Genomic DNA, 18,742 nt, shown 5'->3' on the forward strand with positions numbered 1-18,742 from the left:
CGCTCTCCTGATTGAGGGGCCAAACAGTAGCTAGCCGCCGCTGTGGACGGCCACCGGCGGTTGGCGCGCAGTGATATCAAACAGCGTGTACGCCAGGGTCAAATGCTTCACATCCTTGGGCATCGCCCGGTCGACGATGAAGCGCACAGGCATCTCGATACGCTGGCCGGGTTGCAACACTTGCTGGGTGAAGCAAAAACATTCGGTTTTATGGAAGTACATCGCCGCTTCAGCCGGGGAAATACTCGGCACCGCCTGGGCGGTCATGGGCTTGTCGGTGGGGTTGTAGGCGACGAAGAGCATCTCGGTGACCGCGCCTGGGTTGACCACCACTTCGTCGGCTTTGGAGTGAAACTCCCAGACCATGTCGATGGCGTTGGTGGACAAAAACTGCACCCGCACCTGGCGCGAAGGGTCAACGGTTTGCTCGCCTTCGTACTGCCCGGCGGTCTTGCCGTTGATGCCGAACGCCTTGCACATCACGTCGTAGATCGGCACCAGGGCGAAGCCGAAGGCGAACATGGCCACGACCAGGATCAGCAGGCGGGTGACGAGGCGGTTGAGGGGTACGGAGTCAGCCATAACGATCACCCAAGTCGAACGCGGTCAATGTGGGAGCGGGCGGTGCGACGATTCGACTTGCCCCCGATAGCTGACTCACAGCCAATGATGATGTCGGCTGACACACCGCCATCGGGGGCAAGCCCCCTCCCACAGGGGATGTGTGGTGGCCTGTTCATTTGACCTCCGGCGGCGTAGTGAAGGTGTGATACGGCGCCGGCGAAGGAATGCTCCACTCCAGCCCTTCAGCCCCATCCCACGGTTTGGCCGGTGCCGGCGGGCCGCCACGGATGCACTTGATCACGATAAACAGGAAGAAGATCTGCGTAGCGCCAAACATGAACGCGCCAATCGACGAGACCATGTTGAAGTCGGCGAACTGCAGGTTGTAGTCCGGCACCCGGCGCGGCATGCCGGCCAACCCCACAAAGTGCATCGGGAAGAACGCCATGTTCATCCCCACGAAAGACAGCCAGAAGTGCAGTTTGCCCAGGGTTTCGTCGTACATGTGGCCGGTCCATTTCGGCAGCCAGTAGTAGGCCGAGGCGAAGATGCCGAAGATCGCACCGGGCACCAGTACGTAATGGAAATGCGCCACCACGAAGTAGGTGTCGTGGTACTGGAAGTCCGCCGGGGCAATCGCCAGCATCAACCCGGAGAAGCCGCCGATGGTGAACAAAATCACGAAGGCCACCGCGAACAACATCGGTGTCTCAAAGGTCAGCGAGCCTTGCCACATGGTGCTGACCCAGTTGAACACCTTCACCCCGGTGGGCACGGCGATCAGCAACGTGGCGTACATAAAGAACAGCTCGCCCACCAACGGAATGCCCACCACGAACATGTGGTGCGCCCACACGATGAACGACAGGAACGCGATGCTCGCCGTGGCGTAGACCATCGAGGTGTAGCCGAACAAGGGCTTGCGCGAGAAGGTCGGGATGATCGAGCTGACGGCGCCGAACGCCGGCAGGATCATGATGTACACCTCAGGGTGACCGAAGAACCAGAACACATGCTGGAACAACACCGGATCACCGCCGCCGGCCGCGCTGAAAAAGCTGGTGCCGAAGTGAATATCCATCAGCATCATGGTCACGCAACCCGCCAGCACCGGCATCACTGCGATCAACAGGAACGCCGTAATCAGCCAGGTCCACACGAACAGCGGCATTTTCATCAAGGTCATGCCGGGTGCGCGCAGGTTGAGGATGGTGGCGACCACGTTGATCGCGCCCATGATCGAACTGATGCCCATCAGGTGAATCGCGAAGATAAAAAACGTCACGCTTTCCGGCGCGTAGGTGGTGGAGAGCGGCGCGTAGAAGGTCCAGCCGAAATTCGGCCCGCCGCCCGGGGTGAACAGGGTCGAGACCAGTAGCAGGAACGCTGCCGGCAGCAGCCAGAAGCTGAAGTTGTTCATGCGCGGCAGGGCCATGTCCGGCGCGCCGATCATCAACGGGATCATCCAGTTGGCCAGCCCGACGAACGCCGGCATCACCGCGCCGAACACCATGATCAACCCATGCATGGTGGTCATCTGGTTAAAGAAAGCCGGTTCGACGATCTGCAAACCGGGCTGGAACAACTCGGCACGAATCACCATGGCGAACGAGCCGCCGAGCAAGAACATGGTGAAGGCAAACCACAGGTACATCGTGCCGATATCTTTGTGGTTGGTGGTCAGCACCCAGCGCATCAGTCCCTTGGCGGGGCCGTGGGCATGGTCGGCGTGACCATGGTCATCGATCACAGTGCTCATGGCCGTTCTCCTGCAAGCGGGTGGGCGGGGCGGGTCGAGTTAAACGCCTTGAAAGAGGTCATTTGCTTTCCGCCTGCTTGATGGCCAACACGTCTTTGGGCGTGACCATGTCGCCTTTGTTGTTGCCCCAGGCGTTACGCTCGTAGGTCACCACGGCGGCGATATCCACCTCCGACAGTTGCTTGCCGAACGCCGCCATCGCGGTGCCGGGCTTGCCGAAATACACGCGGTGCAGGTGGTCTTCCTTGGGCCCGGTGGCAATCGGTGAGCCCTTGAGCGCCGGGAACATCGGCGGCAGGCCCTGGCCCTCAGCCTGGTGACAGGCCACACAGGTGGTGTGGTAGACCTTGTCGCCCCGGGCCACCAGTTCTTCCAGCGTCCACTCTTTGGAGGTCAGTTCCTTGAGCTTGGCCGCTTCTTCCTTGCGCTCGCCGAGCCAGGTGTCGTAGTCAGCCTTGGACTTGACCTCGACCACAATCGGCATGAAACCGTGGTCCTTGCCGCACAGCTCGGCGCATTGGCCACGGTAGATGCCGGGCTTCTCGACGCGGGTCCAGGCCTCGTTGACGAAACCGGGAATGGCATCGCGCTTGACCGCAAAGGCCGGCACCCACCAAGAGTGGATCACGTCGGCAGCCGTCACCAGAAAGCGCACCTTGGCCCCAACGGGCAGCACCAGCGGCTGGTCGACTTCCAACAGGTAATGCTCGCCCTTGGAGGCCTGGTTATGAATCTGCTCGGCAGGCGTGGCCAGGTTGCTGAAGAACTCCACATCCTGGCCCAGGTATTTGTAATGCCACTTCCACTGATAGCCGGTGACCTGGATATCGATATCCGACTCACTGCTGTCGTAGATGTTGATCAGGGTCTTGGTCGCGGGAATGGCCATCGCAATGAGGATCAGCAAAGGCACTACGGTCCAGAGGATTTCCACGGTAGTGCTCTCGTGGAACTTCGCCGCCACCTGGCCCGTGGACCGGCGGTGCAGGATCATCGACCAGAACATCGCGCCAAACACAATGATGCCGATGACCACACAGATCCAGAAAATGGTCATGTGCAGGTCAAACACGGCGTGACTGACTTCTGTAGCCCCTGGCGCCATATTCGTTGTCCAGGCGGCGTGCGCCTGACCGAATACCGACCACAACAGTAGGCCCATCCAAACGTGTGGATGTCGCGTCATTGCGGGTTCCCCTTATCGTTCTTGTTATCCCGCCGGTTTGCACCTGCGTCGAAGGGAGCGGCTTCCATACTGCTTACAACCGCTTAGCCTCACCTGCTTATGCAGTCTGGCGTCATCAGCTAATTGCGTACAAATCCGAGTATAGACAGGCTCTGCAACCCCGCAATGTGTAGGGACAAATCAGCAAAAACGGACGGGCGGAGCCAATAAAACCGGGCGCGGAATCGTTTATCCGACGAACGATGGCAATTCGATATAACAGCGGCGCATAACCATGAAATAATTATGACAAATGCGTCTTAGGGCCTCGTATAAACGAGCTACCTTATCCTCTCCCTTTTCCTACGCCTGCATCACTGGAGCCTTCATGAACACCGCCGCATTGCGCGAGCAGATTTCCCGTGCCCATCAACACGAAGCCAGCACGGGCCAACTGGCCCAGCAATTGGAAACCCAATTGCCGCACCTGCATTCGGCCATTTCATTGGCTGACGGTGACCGCAACATCGTGATGACCCGCTTCGTCACTGCCTACATCGACCTCGTCCCGGACCTGCTGGACGCCGCCAACGACGTGGCCCGCGAGGCCGGCATCGAAAGCCAGATCAAGCCGGTGCTGAAAATCGCCGAGCATTTCTTCCTGCAACCGCCTGCCATTTTGGCTGGGCATGAAGGACTCGACGGCCTGTTGGACGAGGCCTACCTGGCTCATCGACTGGTGGAAGAAGTAAACGATCTGTATATCAAGCACTTTGGTCAGCCGTTGATTCCGGCGGACACCACCGTGGCCAACTTGATAGCCCACCAGTTGATTGGCGAAGCATTTGCCAACCAGTTGGATGAAGCCGTGCATTTGGCGGTGGATGAAATGCTCAACGAAGACAGCTTTGCGCTGGAGTCGGTCGAAGCCTACCGTGAAACCCTCAAGAGCCCGGACACGGAAGCCGCGTGGAAACGCTGGCCATGCCTGTCGCGCCAGCTGGGGGTTGAGCTGGCACTGGATCAACCTGCCTGATTTTCAAGGCTGGTGAATACCACATGTGGGAGGGGGCTTGCCCCCGATAGCAGTGTGTCAGTCAAAGTAAATCCAACTGATCCACCGCTATCGGGGGCAAGCCCCCTCCCACATTTTTCATCCGGTTTCGTCAGTTGACCGGTGCCGCGGAGCCTATCCCTGTCGTAGTACGCACCCGTCCTTCCAACCGACGCTTCAACCCCCGCGCCTCAATCACCAGCGTCGAACCCTTCGCCGCATTAGCCCGCCCCCATTCCTCCAACAACTCCAGGCACGAATGGTCGATGTAACTCAGGTTATTCAACGGCACATGCATCGTGGTCCCCTCGGGCACTGTCGATAACACCTGGGTCAACGCCGGTACTTTCAGGAAGGTCGCCGCACCGCTCAGGCGCAGCTCCATCTCGCCGTCCTGAGGCAGGTCGATCAGGCTGATTTTCAAACGCGACGCCTTGAACGCCAGCTTCACCAACGTCAATCCAAAGCCCACCAACACACCGGTCAGCAGGTCGGTAAAGATGATCGCCAACGCAGTGGCCGCGTAGGTGAACATCGGCATCCGCCCATATCGACCCAAGGCCTTGAACGCCTTGACGTCCACCAGCTTGATCCCGGTATACACCAGCACACCCGCCAGGCTCGCGACCGGAATGCTTTGCAGCACACTCGACAACAACAGCACGAACGCCAGCAGCCACAGACCATGGAACATCGCCGAAAATCGCGTGGTGGCCCCAGCCTGCACGTTGGCCGAACTGCGTACGATCACGCCGGTCATCGGCAACGCGCCGACCAGACCGCAGAGCATGTTGCCCACACCTTGCGCGGACAATTCCTTGTCAAAATCCGAACGCTGGCCGCTGTGCATGCGATCTACCGCGGCTGCGGAGAGCAGCGTTTCGGCACTGGCGATAAACGCCACGGCAAAAGCGGCAATCAAGATTTGCGGATCGGCCAGGTTCAGCAGGTCGCTGGGACGCAACCAGTCGATGGCGTCGGCAAGGTTTTCCGGGACCTCCACGCGCTTGACCTGCAAAGCGAGCAGTAAGCTGACGCCGGTGGTCAAACCCACGCCCAACAACGCACCGGGCACAAAGCGCAGGGTTTTCGGCCGAAGTTTGTCCCACAGGTACATCACCAACATGGTCGACAGCCCAAGCAAGCCGGCCTGCCAGCCCAGACTCGGTATGGCTTGCGCGACGGCCGCCGGGAAGCCCGCCAGGTTATCCAGCCCGGACGGCTTCGGCGCGCCATCGAGCATCACATGGATCTGCGACAGCACAATCAGTACGCCGATCCCCGCCAACATGCCGTACACCACCGCCGGCGCCGTGACGCGAAACCAGCAGCCCAGACGCAAACGCCCGGCCACCAGTTGCAGAAAGCCCGCCAGCAGCAGGATCGGCCCAAGCATCAACATCCCGTGCTGGCGCACCAGTTCGAACACCAACACCGCCAGGCCCGCAGCCGGACCGCTGACTTGCAGCGGCGACCCCGCCAGCCAACCCACCACCAGCCCGCCAATGATCCCAGTGATCAGGCCCTTGGCTGGCGGCATGCCGGACGCAATCGCGATCCCCATGCACAAGGGCAAGGCAACCAGGAACACAACCACCGAGGCGAGCAGCTCCCGTGGCAATACAGCTTTCAATTGAGCAGCACGCATGATGACTCTCCCGAGGCATTCGCCGGGCGCGGCAAAGCCTGGCTGCATCCATGGCAGCCACCGCTTTACCCGGCAGGGAAGTGTTTTAGAAGCGCGCTTTAGGCGTCGCGGAAGGAATCGGGCCTTCGCCGTTCAACGGTCGGAACGCCGATTGGTCCGCGTCGAAGGCGCGGATTTCGCTGGTCTCGATGTTGTAGATCCAACCGTGGATAAACAAATGACCATTGGCCATGCGCGAGGCCACGGAAGGGTGGGTGCGCAAATGCTGCAACTGGGCGATGACGTTCTCTTCGGTCAACAGCTTCATGCTCTCGCCTTCATTGGCGCAGTCGCAGTTGTCATGGACCATGGTCTTGGCGACCTCGGCATGCCGCAGCCAGGCCTTGACCGTCGGCATTTTCTCCAGGCTGTCGGGGTTGAGCACTGCGCGCATGGCGCCGCAATCAGAGTGCCCGCAGACGATGATGTGCTGCACGCCCAGCGCCAGCACCGCGTATTCGATCGCCGTGGAAACACCGCCGTTCATCTGGCCGTAAGGCGGCACCACGTTGCCGACGTTACGCGTCACGAACAGGTCGCCAGGGGAGCTTTGGGTGATCAGCTCGGGCACGATGCGCGAGTCGGCGCAGGTAATGAACATCGCGCGCGGGCTCTGGGCCGTGGCGAGTTTCTTGAAGAGTTCTTCCTGCTGGGGGAAGACGTCGTGATGGAAATGCAAAAAGCCGTCAACAATATGCTGCAGCGCTGCATCGGCGGTTTCCGCCACCGGAGAGGCAGAAGCCGACGCAGCCAACGGCTGTTTATCCTTGTCACTCATGATTCATCCTCTTGATTAATGCAGGGGAGTATTCAGGTCAGTTCGACGCCAGGCCAGTGGAATAGTTGTAAACGCCACAGGGCAGGCCGCCGACTCATCAGTCACTCGCTGAACAAGGTAACCGCCGAAACTTAACTCAAACTGAATGAACCGCTCTAGATCGCGGGTTTCAGTGATGTCAAAACGCGACCATTCCTACAGGAAGAGTGCATTCTTCCTATCAGTCTACAACAAAGCCATCTGTCTGCCCGGCGGACAAAACGCGGTGCAATCCAGATTGAACCCCTCTCGCCGGTTCAGCCCCAGGCGCTTGATCGCCTTGCTGAACCGCTGGGCGAGCAGATCGGCGAACGGCCCCTCACCGCGCATGCGCACGCCGAAGCGGCTGTCATACACCTCGCCGCCACGCACCTGGCGGACCAGGCTCATCACATGGGCCGCGCGCTGCGGGTAATGCGCCGCCAGCCATTCTTCAAATAGCGGCGCCACCTCCAGCGGCAGGCGCAGCATCATGTACGCCGCACTCTGCGCGCCCGCCGCGTGAGCTTCGGTGAGCAGGCTTTCCAGCTCGCTGTCGTTGATCATCGGGATCATTGGCGAACACAGCACGCCCACGGGGATTCCGGCCTCGCGCATCACCCGAATGGCCCGCAATCGCGCCTTGGGAGCCGCCGTACGCGGCTCTAGGATGCGCTTGAGTTCGTCGTCCAGGCTGGTAAGGCTGATCATCACAGCGACCAGTCGCTGACGTGCCAACGCCGTGAGCAGGTCAAGATCGCGCAATATCAGCGAACCCTTGGTGATGATGGTCACCGGGTGCCGATAGCGCAGCAGCACCTCCAGGGTTTGCCGGGTGATCGTGTATTCACGCTCGATGGGCTGATACGGGTCGGTATTGGAACCCAGGTTGATCGGCGCGCACACATAACCGGGCTTCGACAGTTGCTGTTCCAGCACGTCGGCGGCATTGCTCTTGGCGATCAATTTGGTTTCGAAATCCAGCCCCGGCGACATGTCCCAATAGGCATGGCTGGGCCGCGCATAACAGTAGATGCACCCATGCTCACAGCCACGATAGGGGTTGATCGAACGGTCGAACGGCAAGTCCGGTGAGTTGTTGCGGGTGATGATGGTCTTGGCCGTTTCGATCCGCACTTCGGTGCCCTGGGTCGGCGGCACTTCCTGGAACCAGCCGTCATCCTCGGCCACGCTGACCGTAGGCGCAAAGCGGTTGTGCAGGTTGGTGGCGGTGCCCCGGCCACGGGGCGGCAGCGGAGTAGACATGAAAGCGCCTCGATACTGTTTTTATATACAGTATCGAGGCGCAAGGCTTCTGACCAGTGCCGTTTGGCGGTCAGGACGGGATCAGTGCTTTTCTCGCAGGTTTGCTACATCGCTGGCCTTGACCGGCGCGCCCTTATTGCCCCAACTGCCACGGACGAAACTCACCACATCCGCCACTTCCTGGTCCGACAGGCGCCAGGCGAACGCCGGCATGGTGAACGTAGACGGCGCCGTATGAGTGGCCGGCAATGTACCGCCCTTCAACACAATGTTGATCAACGACGTAGCATCCGCCGTCTGCAACACCGGATTGCCCGCCAGCGCCGGGAACACACGGGTATAACCGTGGCCGTCAGTGCGGTGGCAGGCAGCGCAGTTGTCGATATACACCGAGGCACCCGGCTTGCTGTCGTCACCTTTCCACAAGGCGTCGGCGACTTGCTTGTCGTACTGATGCGGCTGGTCCTGCGGATCCACCGCCGGCAGGGTCTTGAGGTAACGGGCGATAGCGGTCAGGTCATCTTCCGACATGTACTGCATGCTGTGGACGACAACATCACTCATGCCACCAAACACCGCGCTGCGGTCACTGCGGCCGGTCTTGAGAAATTGCACCAGTTGCTCTTCGCTCCAACTACCCAAGCCATCCTTGTGATCGCCCCGCAGGCTTTTGGCGATCCAACCTTCCAGCGGCGCACTGCCAGACAGGAACGCGCTGCCATCCGTGGCGCTCAGGGCCTTTTCCTGCATGGTCAGGGCCCGAGGTGTGTGGCACGCGCCGCAGTGGCCAAGGCCTTCGACCAGATAAGCGCCACGGCTCACCACCGGATCGGCAGCAGCTTGAACCTGAGGTTGCTCGACTGTCGGCGCAAACATCCAACGCCATGCCGCCAGCGGCCAGCGCATGCTCAAGGGCCACGGAATATCGCTGTCCTTGTTCTCTTGCGCGACGGGCTCCACACCCTTCATGAAGTACGCGTACAACGCCTGCATGTCGCTGTCGCTGACGCGTGCGTAAGACGGATAGGGCATCGCCGGGTAAAGCGTACTACCGCTCTTGGCGACGCCATGGCGCACGGCCTTGTCGAAGTCTTCGAAGCTGTAGTCGCCCAGGCCGGTCTTGTCCGGGGTGATGTTGGTGGAATAGATCACGCCGATGGGGGTTTCCATCGGCAGGCCGCCGGCAAAAGGCTTGCCGCCCTTGGCGGTGTGGCAGGCCACGCAGTCACCGGCGCGAGCCAGGTATTCGCCCTGCTTGATCAGGTCGGTGTCGGCAGCGCTGACAGAACAACTGCTGAACAACGCCAGGGAGGCGATAACGAATGCTTTCATGGTCATCGCTCCTTATGCCTGAACCAGTGGGCCGGGGTTTTTCAGGTACTGCTCACGGATCGCCCGCGCCGACCAATAGGTCAGCGCCGCCACCAGGCCGGTAGGGTTGTACCCCAAACCTTGTGGGAAAGCGGACGCGCCCGGAACAAACACGTTGTGCACATCCCAGCACTGCAGGTAACGGTTCAACGCACTGGTTTTCGGGTCGGTGCCCATGATCGCGCCACCGTTGAGGTGGGTGGTCTGGTACGACGCGGTGTTGAAGTGTTCACCGACCTTTTTGCCGAGCACGGCAATGGCCTTCGGGTTCATCGCCTCGGCCACCTTGCCCATTTTCTCGACCATGAAGCGGTTCATCTTGATGTCGTTTTCTTGCCAGTCGAATGTCATCCGCAGCAGCGGCAGGCCGTAGGCATCGCGGTACACCGGGTCCAGATCGAGGTAGTTGCCCCGGTAGGATTGATGGGCACCGTGGGCATCCATCGACACCTGGTGGGTGTAGTAATCGGCAGTGGCGCGCTTCCACGCGCTGCCCCAGGCCGGGGTGCCCGGTGGGTTGGAGGTGCCGGCAATCGGCCGACTGCCCGCCTGGTTGACCCACATCGGCGAACCGCCCACAAAACCGTGGGGCCCGTGGTCGAAGTTATCCGCGTTGAAGTCATCGATGGCCACGCCGTTGCCGCCCGCGCCGATGAAGTTGTTGGTGTGGGTGTCCTTGTCGAAGAAGGCCTTGATGGTGGCCATGTTCTGGTAGGCGAAGTTCCTGCCGACCACGCCTTCATTGGTGATTGGGTCGTAAGGCTTGCCGATGCCCGACAGCAGCATCAGACGCACGTTGTGAAACTGGAACGCGCCAAGAATCACCAGGTCCGCTGGCTGTTCGCATTCGCGGCCCTGGGCGTCGATATAGGTCACGCCGGTGGCTTTGCTCTTGGTGCTGTCGAGATTGACCTTGAGCACGTGGGAATTGGGCCGCAGCTCAAAGTTCGGCACCTGGCGTAGCGCCGGCAAAATGTTCACGTTCGGCGAGGCCTTGGAGTACATGTAGCAAACGTAGCCGCTGCAAAAACCGCAGAAGTTGCACGGGCCCATCTGCGCGCCGTAGGGGTTGGTATAAGGCCCCGAGGTATTGGCCGACGGCAGGTTGTAGGGTTTGTAACCGACATCACTGGCCGCTTTCTGAAACAGCTGTGCGGAGACGGTGTTTTTCTGCGCCTCCAGCGGGAAAGGGTTGGAGCGATCCGGCGCATAAGGGTTGCCACCACGGCCTTCGCCGACCAACTGGCCCTTGACCGTCCAGGCTTGGCCGGAGGTGCCGAAGACTTTCTCCGCGTAGTCGAAAAACGGTTCCAGCTCTTCGTAGCTGACGCCGAAGTCCTGGATGGTCATGTCCTTGGGGATGAAGTTTTTGCCGTAACGCTCTTCGTAATGGCTGCGCATGCGCAGCTCAATCGGGTCGACCCGGAAATGCACGCCTGACCAGTGCAGGCCAGCGCCGCCCACACCATTACCGGGCAGGAACGCACCCAATTGACGGTTGGGCAGGGCAACGTCATTCACGCTATGGCGAATGGTCACCGTCTCCTTGGAAATGTCCTGGAAGAGTTTTTTACGCACGCTGTAGGTCAATTCATCAATGACCTGGGGATAGTTGCCGTCCGGGTAGGTGTCCTGCATCGGGCCGCGCTCCAGCGCTACCACGTTGAGGCCCGCTTCGGTCAGCTCCTTGGCCATGATCGCGCCGGTCCAGCCGAAGCCTACAATCACCGCGTCTACTTTCTTCATGATGGTCGCCACGTTTATGCCCTCTCGCCGCGAATGGAAACTGCCGGGAAGGGGTATTGCTCGTTGCGTTCAACCCAGTCCATGAAGTCGGCGCGGGCGCCGGGGAAGCCGATCATGGTCCAGCCGACCATGCCTTTGTTGCCACCGTGGATGGGGTCGCAGAAGAAGCCTTCCTTGGTGTTTTGCAGCAGCAGGTTGAAGAACATCTTCGGTGGCACCGCCTCGAAATGGGCAGCCACTTCACTGCCGCCCGCCTCCAGGCGACGCAACATATCGTCTCGGGTAGCGCTGTCTTGCGCAGCAAAGACTTTGCCGTTGAACGCCTTCGACCAGGCATCCGTGGCAGCAATGCCCAGGCGATAGATCTCCTTGGGGACCAACTTGGACTGCCAACCCATTTCCGGCGCGGCGTCAGCGTTGAACGGCCCTTGCATGAACCACAGCGCGCCACTGGCGTACGGGGTGTTCATCTGACGGTCAATGTATTCCGGCGCGCCCGCTTCCAGGGCGCCAGGGCCTTGGGCATCGGCGGGAATCAACTGCGCGACGGCGGCGTTGATAAACGCCCATTCTTCGGCAGTGAAATAGCTCGGCTCATACGGCTTTTCGCTAACCGGCGCCTGTGCCGGAGCAGCCTGCGCCGGCTCGGGCGTGGCCATCAACATCGAGCCGCCCAGGCCCGTGCTGGCAACCGTGACCACCGGGATCAAGGTCAAGGATTTGCGTAAAAAGTCACGCCGGGGGTTGTCTTGATCTTGATCAGACATGGGTGCACCTCATCATGTGGTCACGGATTGGTTCAGCCGCTTCTGGGAGCAGCGTGAATCTGGCAAACAATAGTTACAAATGATAGCAGCCTAAGCATCGAGATGAACCGCTTCAGCGGCAAAAACCGCCGATCAGCCCGGATGATTCACGATTCTTTGACGAGTACCTCACACGGCGTTGATCCCTCTTAGGCGAACCTGCGGCCCATCAGCCCTTTCCCTATTCGGTCACCATGCGCATGTTCAAGATTCGATTGCTGCCTGCCCTCGGCCTGGCGCTCATGGCAGTGTTCACCACCGTCCACGTCCAGGCAGACGACAGCCCGTCACTGCGCTCACCCGAATGGGCCCAGCCGGTCGGCAACCAATTCAATCTGCACCAGATGACGCCCACGCTGTATCGCAGCGCGTTACCAGACAGTGGCGCGGTGCCGACATTGGAAAAGCTCAAGATCGGCACCGTGATCAATTTCCTGCCGGAATCGGACGCCAACTGGCTGAAGTCTTCGGATATCAAACAGGTACAGCTGTCCTATCGCACCAATCATGTCGACGATTCCGACGTGCTGGCCGCATTGCGCGCCATCCAGCAAGCCGAAGCCAACGGCCCTGTGCTGATGCACTGCAAACACGGCTCGGACCGCACCGGCCTGATGGCGGCGATGTACCGCGTGGTGATTCAAGGGTGGAGCAAAGAGGATGCGCTGAACGAAATGACCTTGGGCGGCTTTGGCACCAGCAATGGCTTCAAGGACGGCGTTCGCTACATGATGAAGGCCGATATCGACAAGTTGCGCATAGCTTTGGCGAATGGCGATTGCAGCACCAGTGCGTTTGCACTGTGCTCGATGAAAAGCTGGCTGAACCCAGCCAAGGATGACGCGGTAGAAGAAAAAACCGCGTTGGTGATTACCCCCTGAGGTGTGACCCCAGGGGGTAACTGGATCAGTCTTTTTTCAGCTTGGGATTCGGAAAGAACTGCACCGCCTGCACTTTCGGGTCCGGCGCTTTCAACGCTGAAGTATTGACCCGCGTGCCCAATTCCTTGGGCACCGACAGGCCTTGGTCATTCAACGTATCGGTGTAACCGCAGGCCACACACTCACGGTGTGGCACGTTGTCTTCGGTCCACATCTTCAACTTGTCCGGCTCGCTGCACGCCGGGCAGACCGCCCCGGCGATAAATTGCTTTTTGGTAATCACAGGCCCTTCACTCATGCTGCCGCGTCCTCACTCAGGCCGCTGTGGCGCAAGAGTGCGTCAATCGACGGCGCACGTCCGCGGAAATCGACGAACAGCACCATCGGCTCCTGGGAACCGCCACGGGCCAGGATCGCCTCGCGGAAGGCACGGCCCGTCTCGGCGTTCAGCACGCCGTCTTCTTCGAACTTGGAGAAGGCATCTGCCGACAACACTTCGGCCCACTTGTAGCTGTAGTAACCCGCCGCGTACCCGCCCGCAAAGATATGCGCAAAGCTGTTAGGGAAGCGGTTGTAGGCCGGCGGACGCATCACCGAGACTTCATCGCGAACGCCTTCCAGCACCTGGGCCACGCTGCGGCCATCACCGTGGGTGGCGTGCAATTCAAAGTCGAACAGCGAGAACTCCAACTGGCGCACCATCATCAGGCCGGACTGGAAGTTTTTCGCCGCGAGCATTTTTTCCAGCAGGTCCTGGGGCAGCGGTTCACCGGTTTCATAGTGACCGGAGATCAGCGCCAGGCCTTCGGGCTCCCAGCACCAGTTCTCCATGAACTGGCTCGGCAATTCCACCGCATCCCAGGCTACGCCGTTGATGCCGGAGACACCGGCGTGTTCAACGCGGGTCAACAGGTGATGCAGGCCGTGGCCGAATTCGTGGAACAGGGTGGTGACTTCATCGTGGGTCAGCAGGGCAGGCTTGCCGCTGTCGGCCGGGGTGAAGTTACACACCAGGTTGGCCACCGGGCTTTGCAACACGCCATCAATCGTGCGGCGACGGTCGCGCGCGCCGTCCATCCAGGCACCGCCACGCTTGTTGGCGCGGGCGTACAGGTCGAAGAAGAAGCGGCCAACGTGCTGGCCGTTTTCCTTGATTTCAAACAAGCGGACATCCGGGTGCCAGGTGTCGAAGCCTTTTTGTTCGGCAATCTCGATGCCGTACAGACGTTGCACGATGGCAAACAGGCCGCCCAGCACTTTATCGATAGGGAAGTAGGCGCGCAGGGCTTCCTGGGACACGCTGTAGCGCTGCTCGCGCAGTTTTTCGCCGTAGAAACCGCTGTCCCAGCTTTGCAGGTCGGCGCAGCCTTGTTCGGCCGCGTAAGCCTTGAGCTGTTGCAGGTCCTGAGCGGCAAACGGTTTGCTGCGCTTGGCCAGGTCACGCAGGAAGCTCAGTACCTGGTCGCTGGATTCGGCCATCTTGGTGGCCAGGCTCAATTCGGAGAACGAGGCGTAGCCCAACAGCTTGGCCAGTTCCTGACGCAGGTCGAGGATCTGCTCCATCACCGGGCCGTTATCGTTCTGACCGGCATTCGGGCCTTGGTCCGACGCACGGGTGCAGTACGCCGCGTAGACTTCTTCGCGCAGGGCGCGGTCGTGGGCGTAAGTCATCACCGCGTAGTAGCTGGGGAATTCCAGGGTGATCAGCCAGCCGTCGAGGCCCTTGGCCTGCGCAGCGGCGGCCATTTGCGCCTTGGCCGAGTCGGTCAGGCCGGCGAGGGTGGCTTCATCGGTGACGTGCTTGGTCCAGGCCTGGGTGGCGTCCAGCAGTTGGTTGGAGAACTTGCTGCCCAACTCAGAGAGTTTGCTCTGCACTTCGGCGTAGCGTTTTTGCTGCTCGGGCGGCAAGTCGATACCCGACAGGCGGAAGTCGCGCAGGGAATGTTCCAGGATGGTTTTCTGCGCCACGTCGAAACTGGCGGCTTCCGGGCTGTTGGCCAGGGCTTCGAAGGCCTGGAACAGTTCACGGTTCTGGCCCATCTCGGTGGAGTAGGCGCTCAATGCGGGCAGGCAGCCTTCGTAGGCTTCGCGCAGCTCGGCGCTGTTACACACGGCGTTGAGGTGGCTGACCGGGCTCCAGGCGGCGCCCAGGCGATCATTCAGTTCGTCCATGGCCAGCACCAGGCCAGCCCACGTCGGATTTTTTCCCTGGCTTTGCAGGATGCCTTCGATGGCCACGCGGTTGTCGGCGAGGATCTGTTCAATGGCCGGCTGGACGTGCTCGGCACGGATCGCCGAGAACGGCGGCAGGTCGTAGGACTGCAGAAGAGGGTTGTTCGCGCTCACGGTTGGCACCTTGGCTGAAGAAACATGTAAGAACAAAGATGGGGCCATCTTAATTACAATCAACGCCCACCGCAGCTATCAGCAGAAGAGAGAGAGGCTATCGTGACCCTTCGCACCTATCAGAACCACACGCCAACCCTGGGCGCCGGGGCTTTTGTCGATATTTCGGCGGTGGTGATCGGCGACGTCGAAATCGGCACCGACAGCTCGGTCTGGCCGCTGACCGTCATTCGCGGCGACATGCACCGCATCCGCATCGGTGCGCGCACCAGCGTGCAGGATGGCTGTGTGCTGCACATTACCCACGCGGGCCCCTTCAACCCGGATGGGTTCCCGCTGCTGATCGGCGACGACGTGACCATCGCCCACAAGGTCATGCTGCATGGCTGCACGGTGGGCAACCGCATCCTGATCGGCATGGGCAGTATCGTGATGGACGGCGCGGTGGTGGAAGACGACGTGATCATCGGCGCCGGCAGCCTGGTGCCGCCGGGTAAAAAGCTGGAAAGCGGCTTCTTGTACGTGGGCAGCCCGGTTAAACAGATCCGCCCACTGACTGACAAGGAACGCGCCTTTTTCACCTACAGCGCGGCGAACTACGTGAAGCTCAAAGACCTGCACCTGGCTGAAGGATTCGATCAATGACCCTGCATTACTCAACCGTCCTGTTCGACCTGGATGGCACCCTCACCGACCCGCGCGAGGGCATCACCCGCTCGATCCAGTACGCCCTCGGCAAACTGGGGATCGACGAGCCGGACCTGACCAAACTTGAACACTTTATCGGCCCGCCGCTGTTGCAAGCGTTCATGCAGTTCTACGACTTCGATGAGGCCAAAGCCTGGGAAGCGGTGAATTTTTACCGTGAGCGCTTCAAGGTCACCGGGCTGTATGAAAACCGTGTGTTTGATGGCGTGATGCCGTTGCTTGAAGACTTGAGCAGCCAAGGCCGTCAGCTGTATGTCGCCACGTCGAAGCCGTGGGTGTTCGCCCGCGAGATCGCCCGGCACTTTGATTTTGCCAAGCACTTCAAGGTGATCTACGGCAGCGAGCTGGACGGGACGCGCACCAACAAGGTCGAGCTGATTGCTCATTTAATGAGCGAAGAGGGCCTGGACCCAACCAGCACCTTGATGATTGGTGACCGCAAGCACGACCTGATCGGCGCACGCAGCAATGGGCTGGACTCGGCGGCGGTGGGGTATGGGTTCGGCAGTTTTGAAGAGCTGAATGCCGAGGCGCCGACCTGGCATTTTGAGACGCTGGATGAGATGCATCAGGCGTTTTTGCGGCGTTCTTGAGGATGCCATCGGGGGCAAGCCCCCTCCCACAGAAATGTGGGAGGGGGCTTGCCCCCGATGAGGCCCTAAAGCCCACCCACCTCCAGCTGCCTCAACGCCGCCCTGCGCTCCTCCACTGGCAACCCCCCCATCTTCTCCACCGCTGCATAAAACTTCACCCAATCCCCACCTACCTGAGCAAACAATGCCGCAAACGCCGGCACCCACTGGTCATACAGCCCAAACGGCAACAACCGCGCATTGTTCATTGGCTGGTTGATCCACACGTCATAACGTTTATCCCCGGCCCATCGGCTATCCCGCAGCACACGATAGTCACTGCGCAAACGCTCAAATTCCACGGCCTTGGCGCGTCGCATCACATCGGCGGACAGGGGTTGGGCATACAGCTTTTCCAGGCGCTGGCGAGTATCGAGAACCAACTGCGTGAACTCGTCACGCTGCTTCACCGCAGACAGGCTGAGCGGCGCCAACCCCCGCGCCGCACGCCATTGGCGCGTGCCTTCCTGCTCGACGAAGTTGGCGTAGGACTCGTTGAACTCGGTGTCATCCTTCACATAGAAGCGCTGGTGGGCCAGCTCATGAAAAATCAACGTGGCCAGGCGCTCGTCACCCCAGTTCATCATCGAGTTCATGATCGGGTCGTTGAACCAACCCAAAGTGGAGTAGGCCTCGACGCCGCCAATCGACACGTCCATGCCCTGTTGCTTCAACAGCGCCGCCTCGCCACGTGCCGCGCCCTGGTTGTAATAGCCGCGATAGGCCACGCAGCCGGCGATGGGGAAGCAATGGGTTTCGGGAGAAAGGGAAAATTCCGTCGTCGCGAACACATTCCAGACCACATAGGGCCGGCCAATATCAGCGTACAAGCGGTAACTCTGATTGTCAGGCAGGTGCAGGTGTTCGCTGGCAAAGGTGCGCGCTTTTTGCGATTGCACCAGATGGTCCCGCAACAGCTGGGGACGAGAAGCATCGGCAATGACCTCGGCAACCGGCTCCCGCGCCCGCAACAATTGCCACTGGCCGCTGGCCAATTGGCTGTAGTAACTGACGCTGGAACAGCCGCTGAGCAGCACCACCATCAACGCTGGAAGAAAACGCCTGACCATGCCCGACGGCTCCTGGGTAATTGGCTCGCCAGACTATCGCGCCTGTGCGGGACTTTTCCACGGCAGGACCTGTTTATACTCAAGGTATTCCTTGCGTCGAGTGTCCGCCATGCGCCAGTGCTTGCTTCCCATCGCCGTCCTGTTTCTCAGCGCCTGTACCTCGACGCCGCTGCCGCCGGTAGACCCGCAGCAGGCCTGGGTCGATTTCGCCACCCCGACACCGGGCGCCAAATTGGTCATGGCCCAGCGTCTGGACGGCAAAAACCTCAATGACGGGCGCTTTTTCCAAGTCCCACCGGGCCGTCATGAATTGATGGTGCGTTTTGACTTTGAGGTGCCCACCGGCGGAAGTTTCAGCGGGTTTGGGCAAACCAGCGACCGAACGTGCTTTATCACGCTTGAGTACGATCACTTCGAGGCTGGCCAACGTTATCGCCTGGAAGGGCGCTCATTGGCCTATACACCGAACATCAGGCTATACAACGCCGCCCGCCAATTGCTGGCCGAAGAGCGCAGCGTCAACTGCCTGTGATCAGTCGTTGTTTCTCTGATAGATGATGGCCTTGGTGCCGTTCTCACAACTGCCGACGACCATGGCTACGTCGTGCTTCTCGGCCTCTTCCTTGCTGACGACTTCCAAGGTGTAGGACGGTACCGCGTTAGCCTGGATCTTGACCTCGATTTCCTTTCTAAGCTCTTCACAATCTTTTGGCGCGGCCACGGCCGACGTGGCCAACACACCGCAAATGATCGCCAAGGCAAAACGTTTCATGAGTGAAGCTCCCTGAATGCACTGCGCACGGGTGTGCGCCTAGGCAGTAATGGCTATTCGACCACAGTTTGTAGAGGCGAGTTCTGATCTAACACAAAACCAAATGGGGGAGGGGGCTT

18 protein-coding genes are annotated in these 18,742 nt (G+C 60.2%); 5 read left to right on the forward strand and 13 right to left on the reverse strand.

Annotated elements, in window-relative coordinates; genetic code table 11:
• Positions 1 to 30: 30 nt before the first annotated feature.
• From DYL61_RS17260 to coxB, 3 genes are all read right to left on the reverse strand, one after another.
• Complete coding sequence (locus tag DYL61_RS17260) at positions 31 to 582, reverse strand: cytochrome c oxidase assembly protein (RefSeq protein ID WP_135309327.1); 552 nt, start codon at positions 580 to 582, stop codon at positions 31 to 33.
• 154 nt (positions 583 to 736) lie between these two features.
• The gene (gene ctaD, locus DYL61_RS17265; RefSeq protein WP_016969522.1) at positions 737 to 2,323 is read right to left on the reverse strand and encodes a cytochrome c oxidase subunit I; all 1,587 of its coding nucleotides are present in this window, start codon (positions 2,321 to 2,323) and stop codon (positions 737 to 739) included.
• Positions 2,324 to 2,381: 58 nt separating this feature from the next.
• Positions 2,382 to 3,509, reverse strand: coding sequence for a cytochrome c oxidase subunit II (gene coxB / locus DYL61_RS17270; RefSeq protein WP_135309328.1), 1,128 nt, complete (start codon positions 3,507 to 3,509; stop codon positions 2,382 to 2,384).
• 367 nt (positions 3,510 to 3,876) lie between these two features.
• Between coxB and DYL61_RS17275 the strand changes: the two genes are divergently transcribed.
• The gene (locus DYL61_RS17275) at positions 3,877 to 4,524 is read left to right on the forward strand and encodes a hypothetical protein (RefSeq protein WP_135309329.1); all 648 of its coding nucleotides are present in this window, start codon (positions 3,877 to 3,879) and stop codon (positions 4,522 to 4,524) included.
• A 130-nt stretch (positions 4,525 to 4,654) separates the two neighbouring features.
• Here DYL61_RS17275 and DYL61_RS17280 read toward each other — a convergent pair whose 3' ends face one another.
• From DYL61_RS17280 to DYL61_RS17305, 6 genes are all read right to left on the reverse strand, one after another.
• Positions 4,655 to 6,190 (reverse strand): SulP family inorganic anion transporter, encoded by a 1,536-nt coding sequence (locus tag DYL61_RS17280; RefSeq protein ID WP_135309330.1) that lies wholly within the window; start codon positions 6,188 to 6,190, stop codon positions 4,655 to 4,657.
• Positions 6,191 to 6,275: 85 nt separating this feature from the next.
• Complete coding sequence (locus DYL61_RS17285; protein ID WP_105695807.1) at positions 6,276 to 7,007, reverse strand: carbonic anhydrase; 732 nt, start codon at positions 7,005 to 7,007, stop codon at positions 6,276 to 6,278.
• Positions 7,008 to 7,232: 225 nt separating this feature from the next.
• Positions 7,233 to 8,291, reverse strand: a complete 1,059-nt coding sequence (locus DYL61_RS17290; protein ID WP_135309331.1) for a PA0069 family radical SAM protein — start codon at positions 8,289 to 8,291, stop codon at positions 7,233 to 7,235.
• A gap of 81 nt (positions 8,292 to 8,372) precedes the next feature.
• Positions 8,373 to 9,623, reverse strand: coding sequence for a cytochrome c (locus DYL61_RS17295; protein WP_135309332.1), 1,251 nt, complete (start codon positions 9,621 to 9,623; stop codon positions 8,373 to 8,375).
• Between the two features lie 12 nt (positions 9,624 to 9,635).
• Positions 9,636 to 11,420: a GMC family oxidoreductase gene (locus DYL61_RS17300; RefSeq protein ID WP_135309333.1), complete on the reverse strand. Its 1,785-nt coding sequence runs from the start codon at positions 11,418 to 11,420 to the stop codon at positions 9,636 to 9,638.
• 2 nt (positions 11,421 to 11,422) lie between these two features.
• Positions 11,423 to 12,175: a gluconate 2-dehydrogenase subunit 3 family protein gene (locus tag DYL61_RS17305; protein ID WP_135309334.1), complete on the reverse strand. Its 753-nt coding sequence runs from the start codon at positions 12,173 to 12,175 to the stop codon at positions 11,423 to 11,425.
• Positions 12,176 to 12,414: 239 nt separating this feature from the next.
• On the opposite strand from DYL61_RS17305, the gene DYL61_RS17310 reads away from it, so the two are divergent.
• A complete protein-coding gene (locus tag DYL61_RS17310; RefSeq protein WP_135309335.1) occupies positions 12,415 to 13,095 on the forward strand; it encodes a dual specificity protein phosphatase family protein in 681 nt (226 codons plus the stop codon).
• A 25-nt stretch (positions 13,096 to 13,120) separates the two neighbouring features.
• On the opposite strand, the gene DYL61_RS17315 is transcribed toward DYL61_RS17310, so the two are convergent.
• Together DYL61_RS17315 and prlC are read right to left on the reverse strand one after the other, a co-directional pair.
• A complete protein-coding gene (locus DYL61_RS17315; protein ID WP_065902760.1) occupies positions 13,121 to 13,393 on the reverse strand; it encodes a YheV family putative zinc ribbon protein in 273 nt (90 codons plus the stop codon).
• Positions 13,390 to 15,441 (reverse strand): oligopeptidase A, encoded by a 2,052-nt coding sequence (gene prlC / locus DYL61_RS17320; protein ID WP_135309336.1) that lies wholly within the window; start codon positions 15,439 to 15,441, stop codon positions 13,390 to 13,392. The genes DYL61_RS17315 and prlC overlap by 4 nt, the downstream gene beginning before the upstream one ends.
• 102 nt (positions 15,442 to 15,543) lie before the next feature.
• Here prlC and DYL61_RS17325 point away from each other — a divergent pair, with 102 nt between their 5' ends.
• Together DYL61_RS17325 and DYL61_RS17330 are read left to right on the forward strand one after the other, a co-directional pair.
• Positions 15,544 to 16,086 (forward strand): gamma carbonic anhydrase family protein, encoded by a 543-nt coding sequence (locus DYL61_RS17325; RefSeq protein WP_099550173.1) that lies wholly within the window; start codon positions 15,544 to 15,546, stop codon positions 16,084 to 16,086.
• On the forward strand, positions 16,083 to 16,742 hold the full coding sequence (locus tag DYL61_RS17330) for an HAD family hydrolase (RefSeq protein WP_135309337.1): 660 nt from the start codon (positions 16,083 to 16,085) through the stop codon (positions 16,740 to 16,742). The genes DYL61_RS17325 and DYL61_RS17330 overlap by 4 nt, the downstream gene beginning before the upstream one ends.
• 65 nt (positions 16,743 to 16,807) lie before the next feature.
• On the opposite strand, the gene DYL61_RS17335 is transcribed toward DYL61_RS17330, so the two are convergent.
• Positions 16,808 to 17,851 carry an aminopeptidase gene (locus tag DYL61_RS17335; RefSeq protein WP_135309338.1) on the reverse strand — a complete coding sequence of 348 codons (1,044 nt, stop codon included), beginning with the start codon at positions 17,849 to 17,851 and terminating at the stop codon, positions 16,808 to 16,810.
• A gap of 109 nt (positions 17,852 to 17,960) precedes the next feature.
• Here DYL61_RS17335 and DYL61_RS17340 point away from each other — a divergent pair, with 109 nt between their 5' ends.
• Positions 17,961 to 18,383, forward strand: a complete 423-nt coding sequence (locus DYL61_RS17340; RefSeq protein ID WP_135309339.1) for a PA0061/PA0062 family lipoprotein — start codon at positions 17,961 to 17,963, stop codon at positions 18,381 to 18,383.
• Here DYL61_RS17340 and DYL61_RS17345 read toward each other — a convergent pair whose 3' ends face one another.
• Positions 18,384 to 18,623 carry a DUF1161 domain-containing protein gene (locus tag DYL61_RS17345; RefSeq protein WP_105695817.1) on the reverse strand — a complete coding sequence of 80 codons (240 nt, stop codon included), beginning with the start codon at positions 18,621 to 18,623 and terminating at the stop codon, positions 18,384 to 18,386.
• Between the last annotated feature and the right edge of the window lie 119 nt (positions 18,624 to 18,742).

Source organism: Pseudomonas nabeulensis, from assembly GCF_004682045.1.
Lineage (GTDB): Bacteria > Pseudomonadota > Gammaproteobacteria > Pseudomonadales > Pseudomonadaceae > Aquipseudomonas > Aquipseudomonas nabeulensis.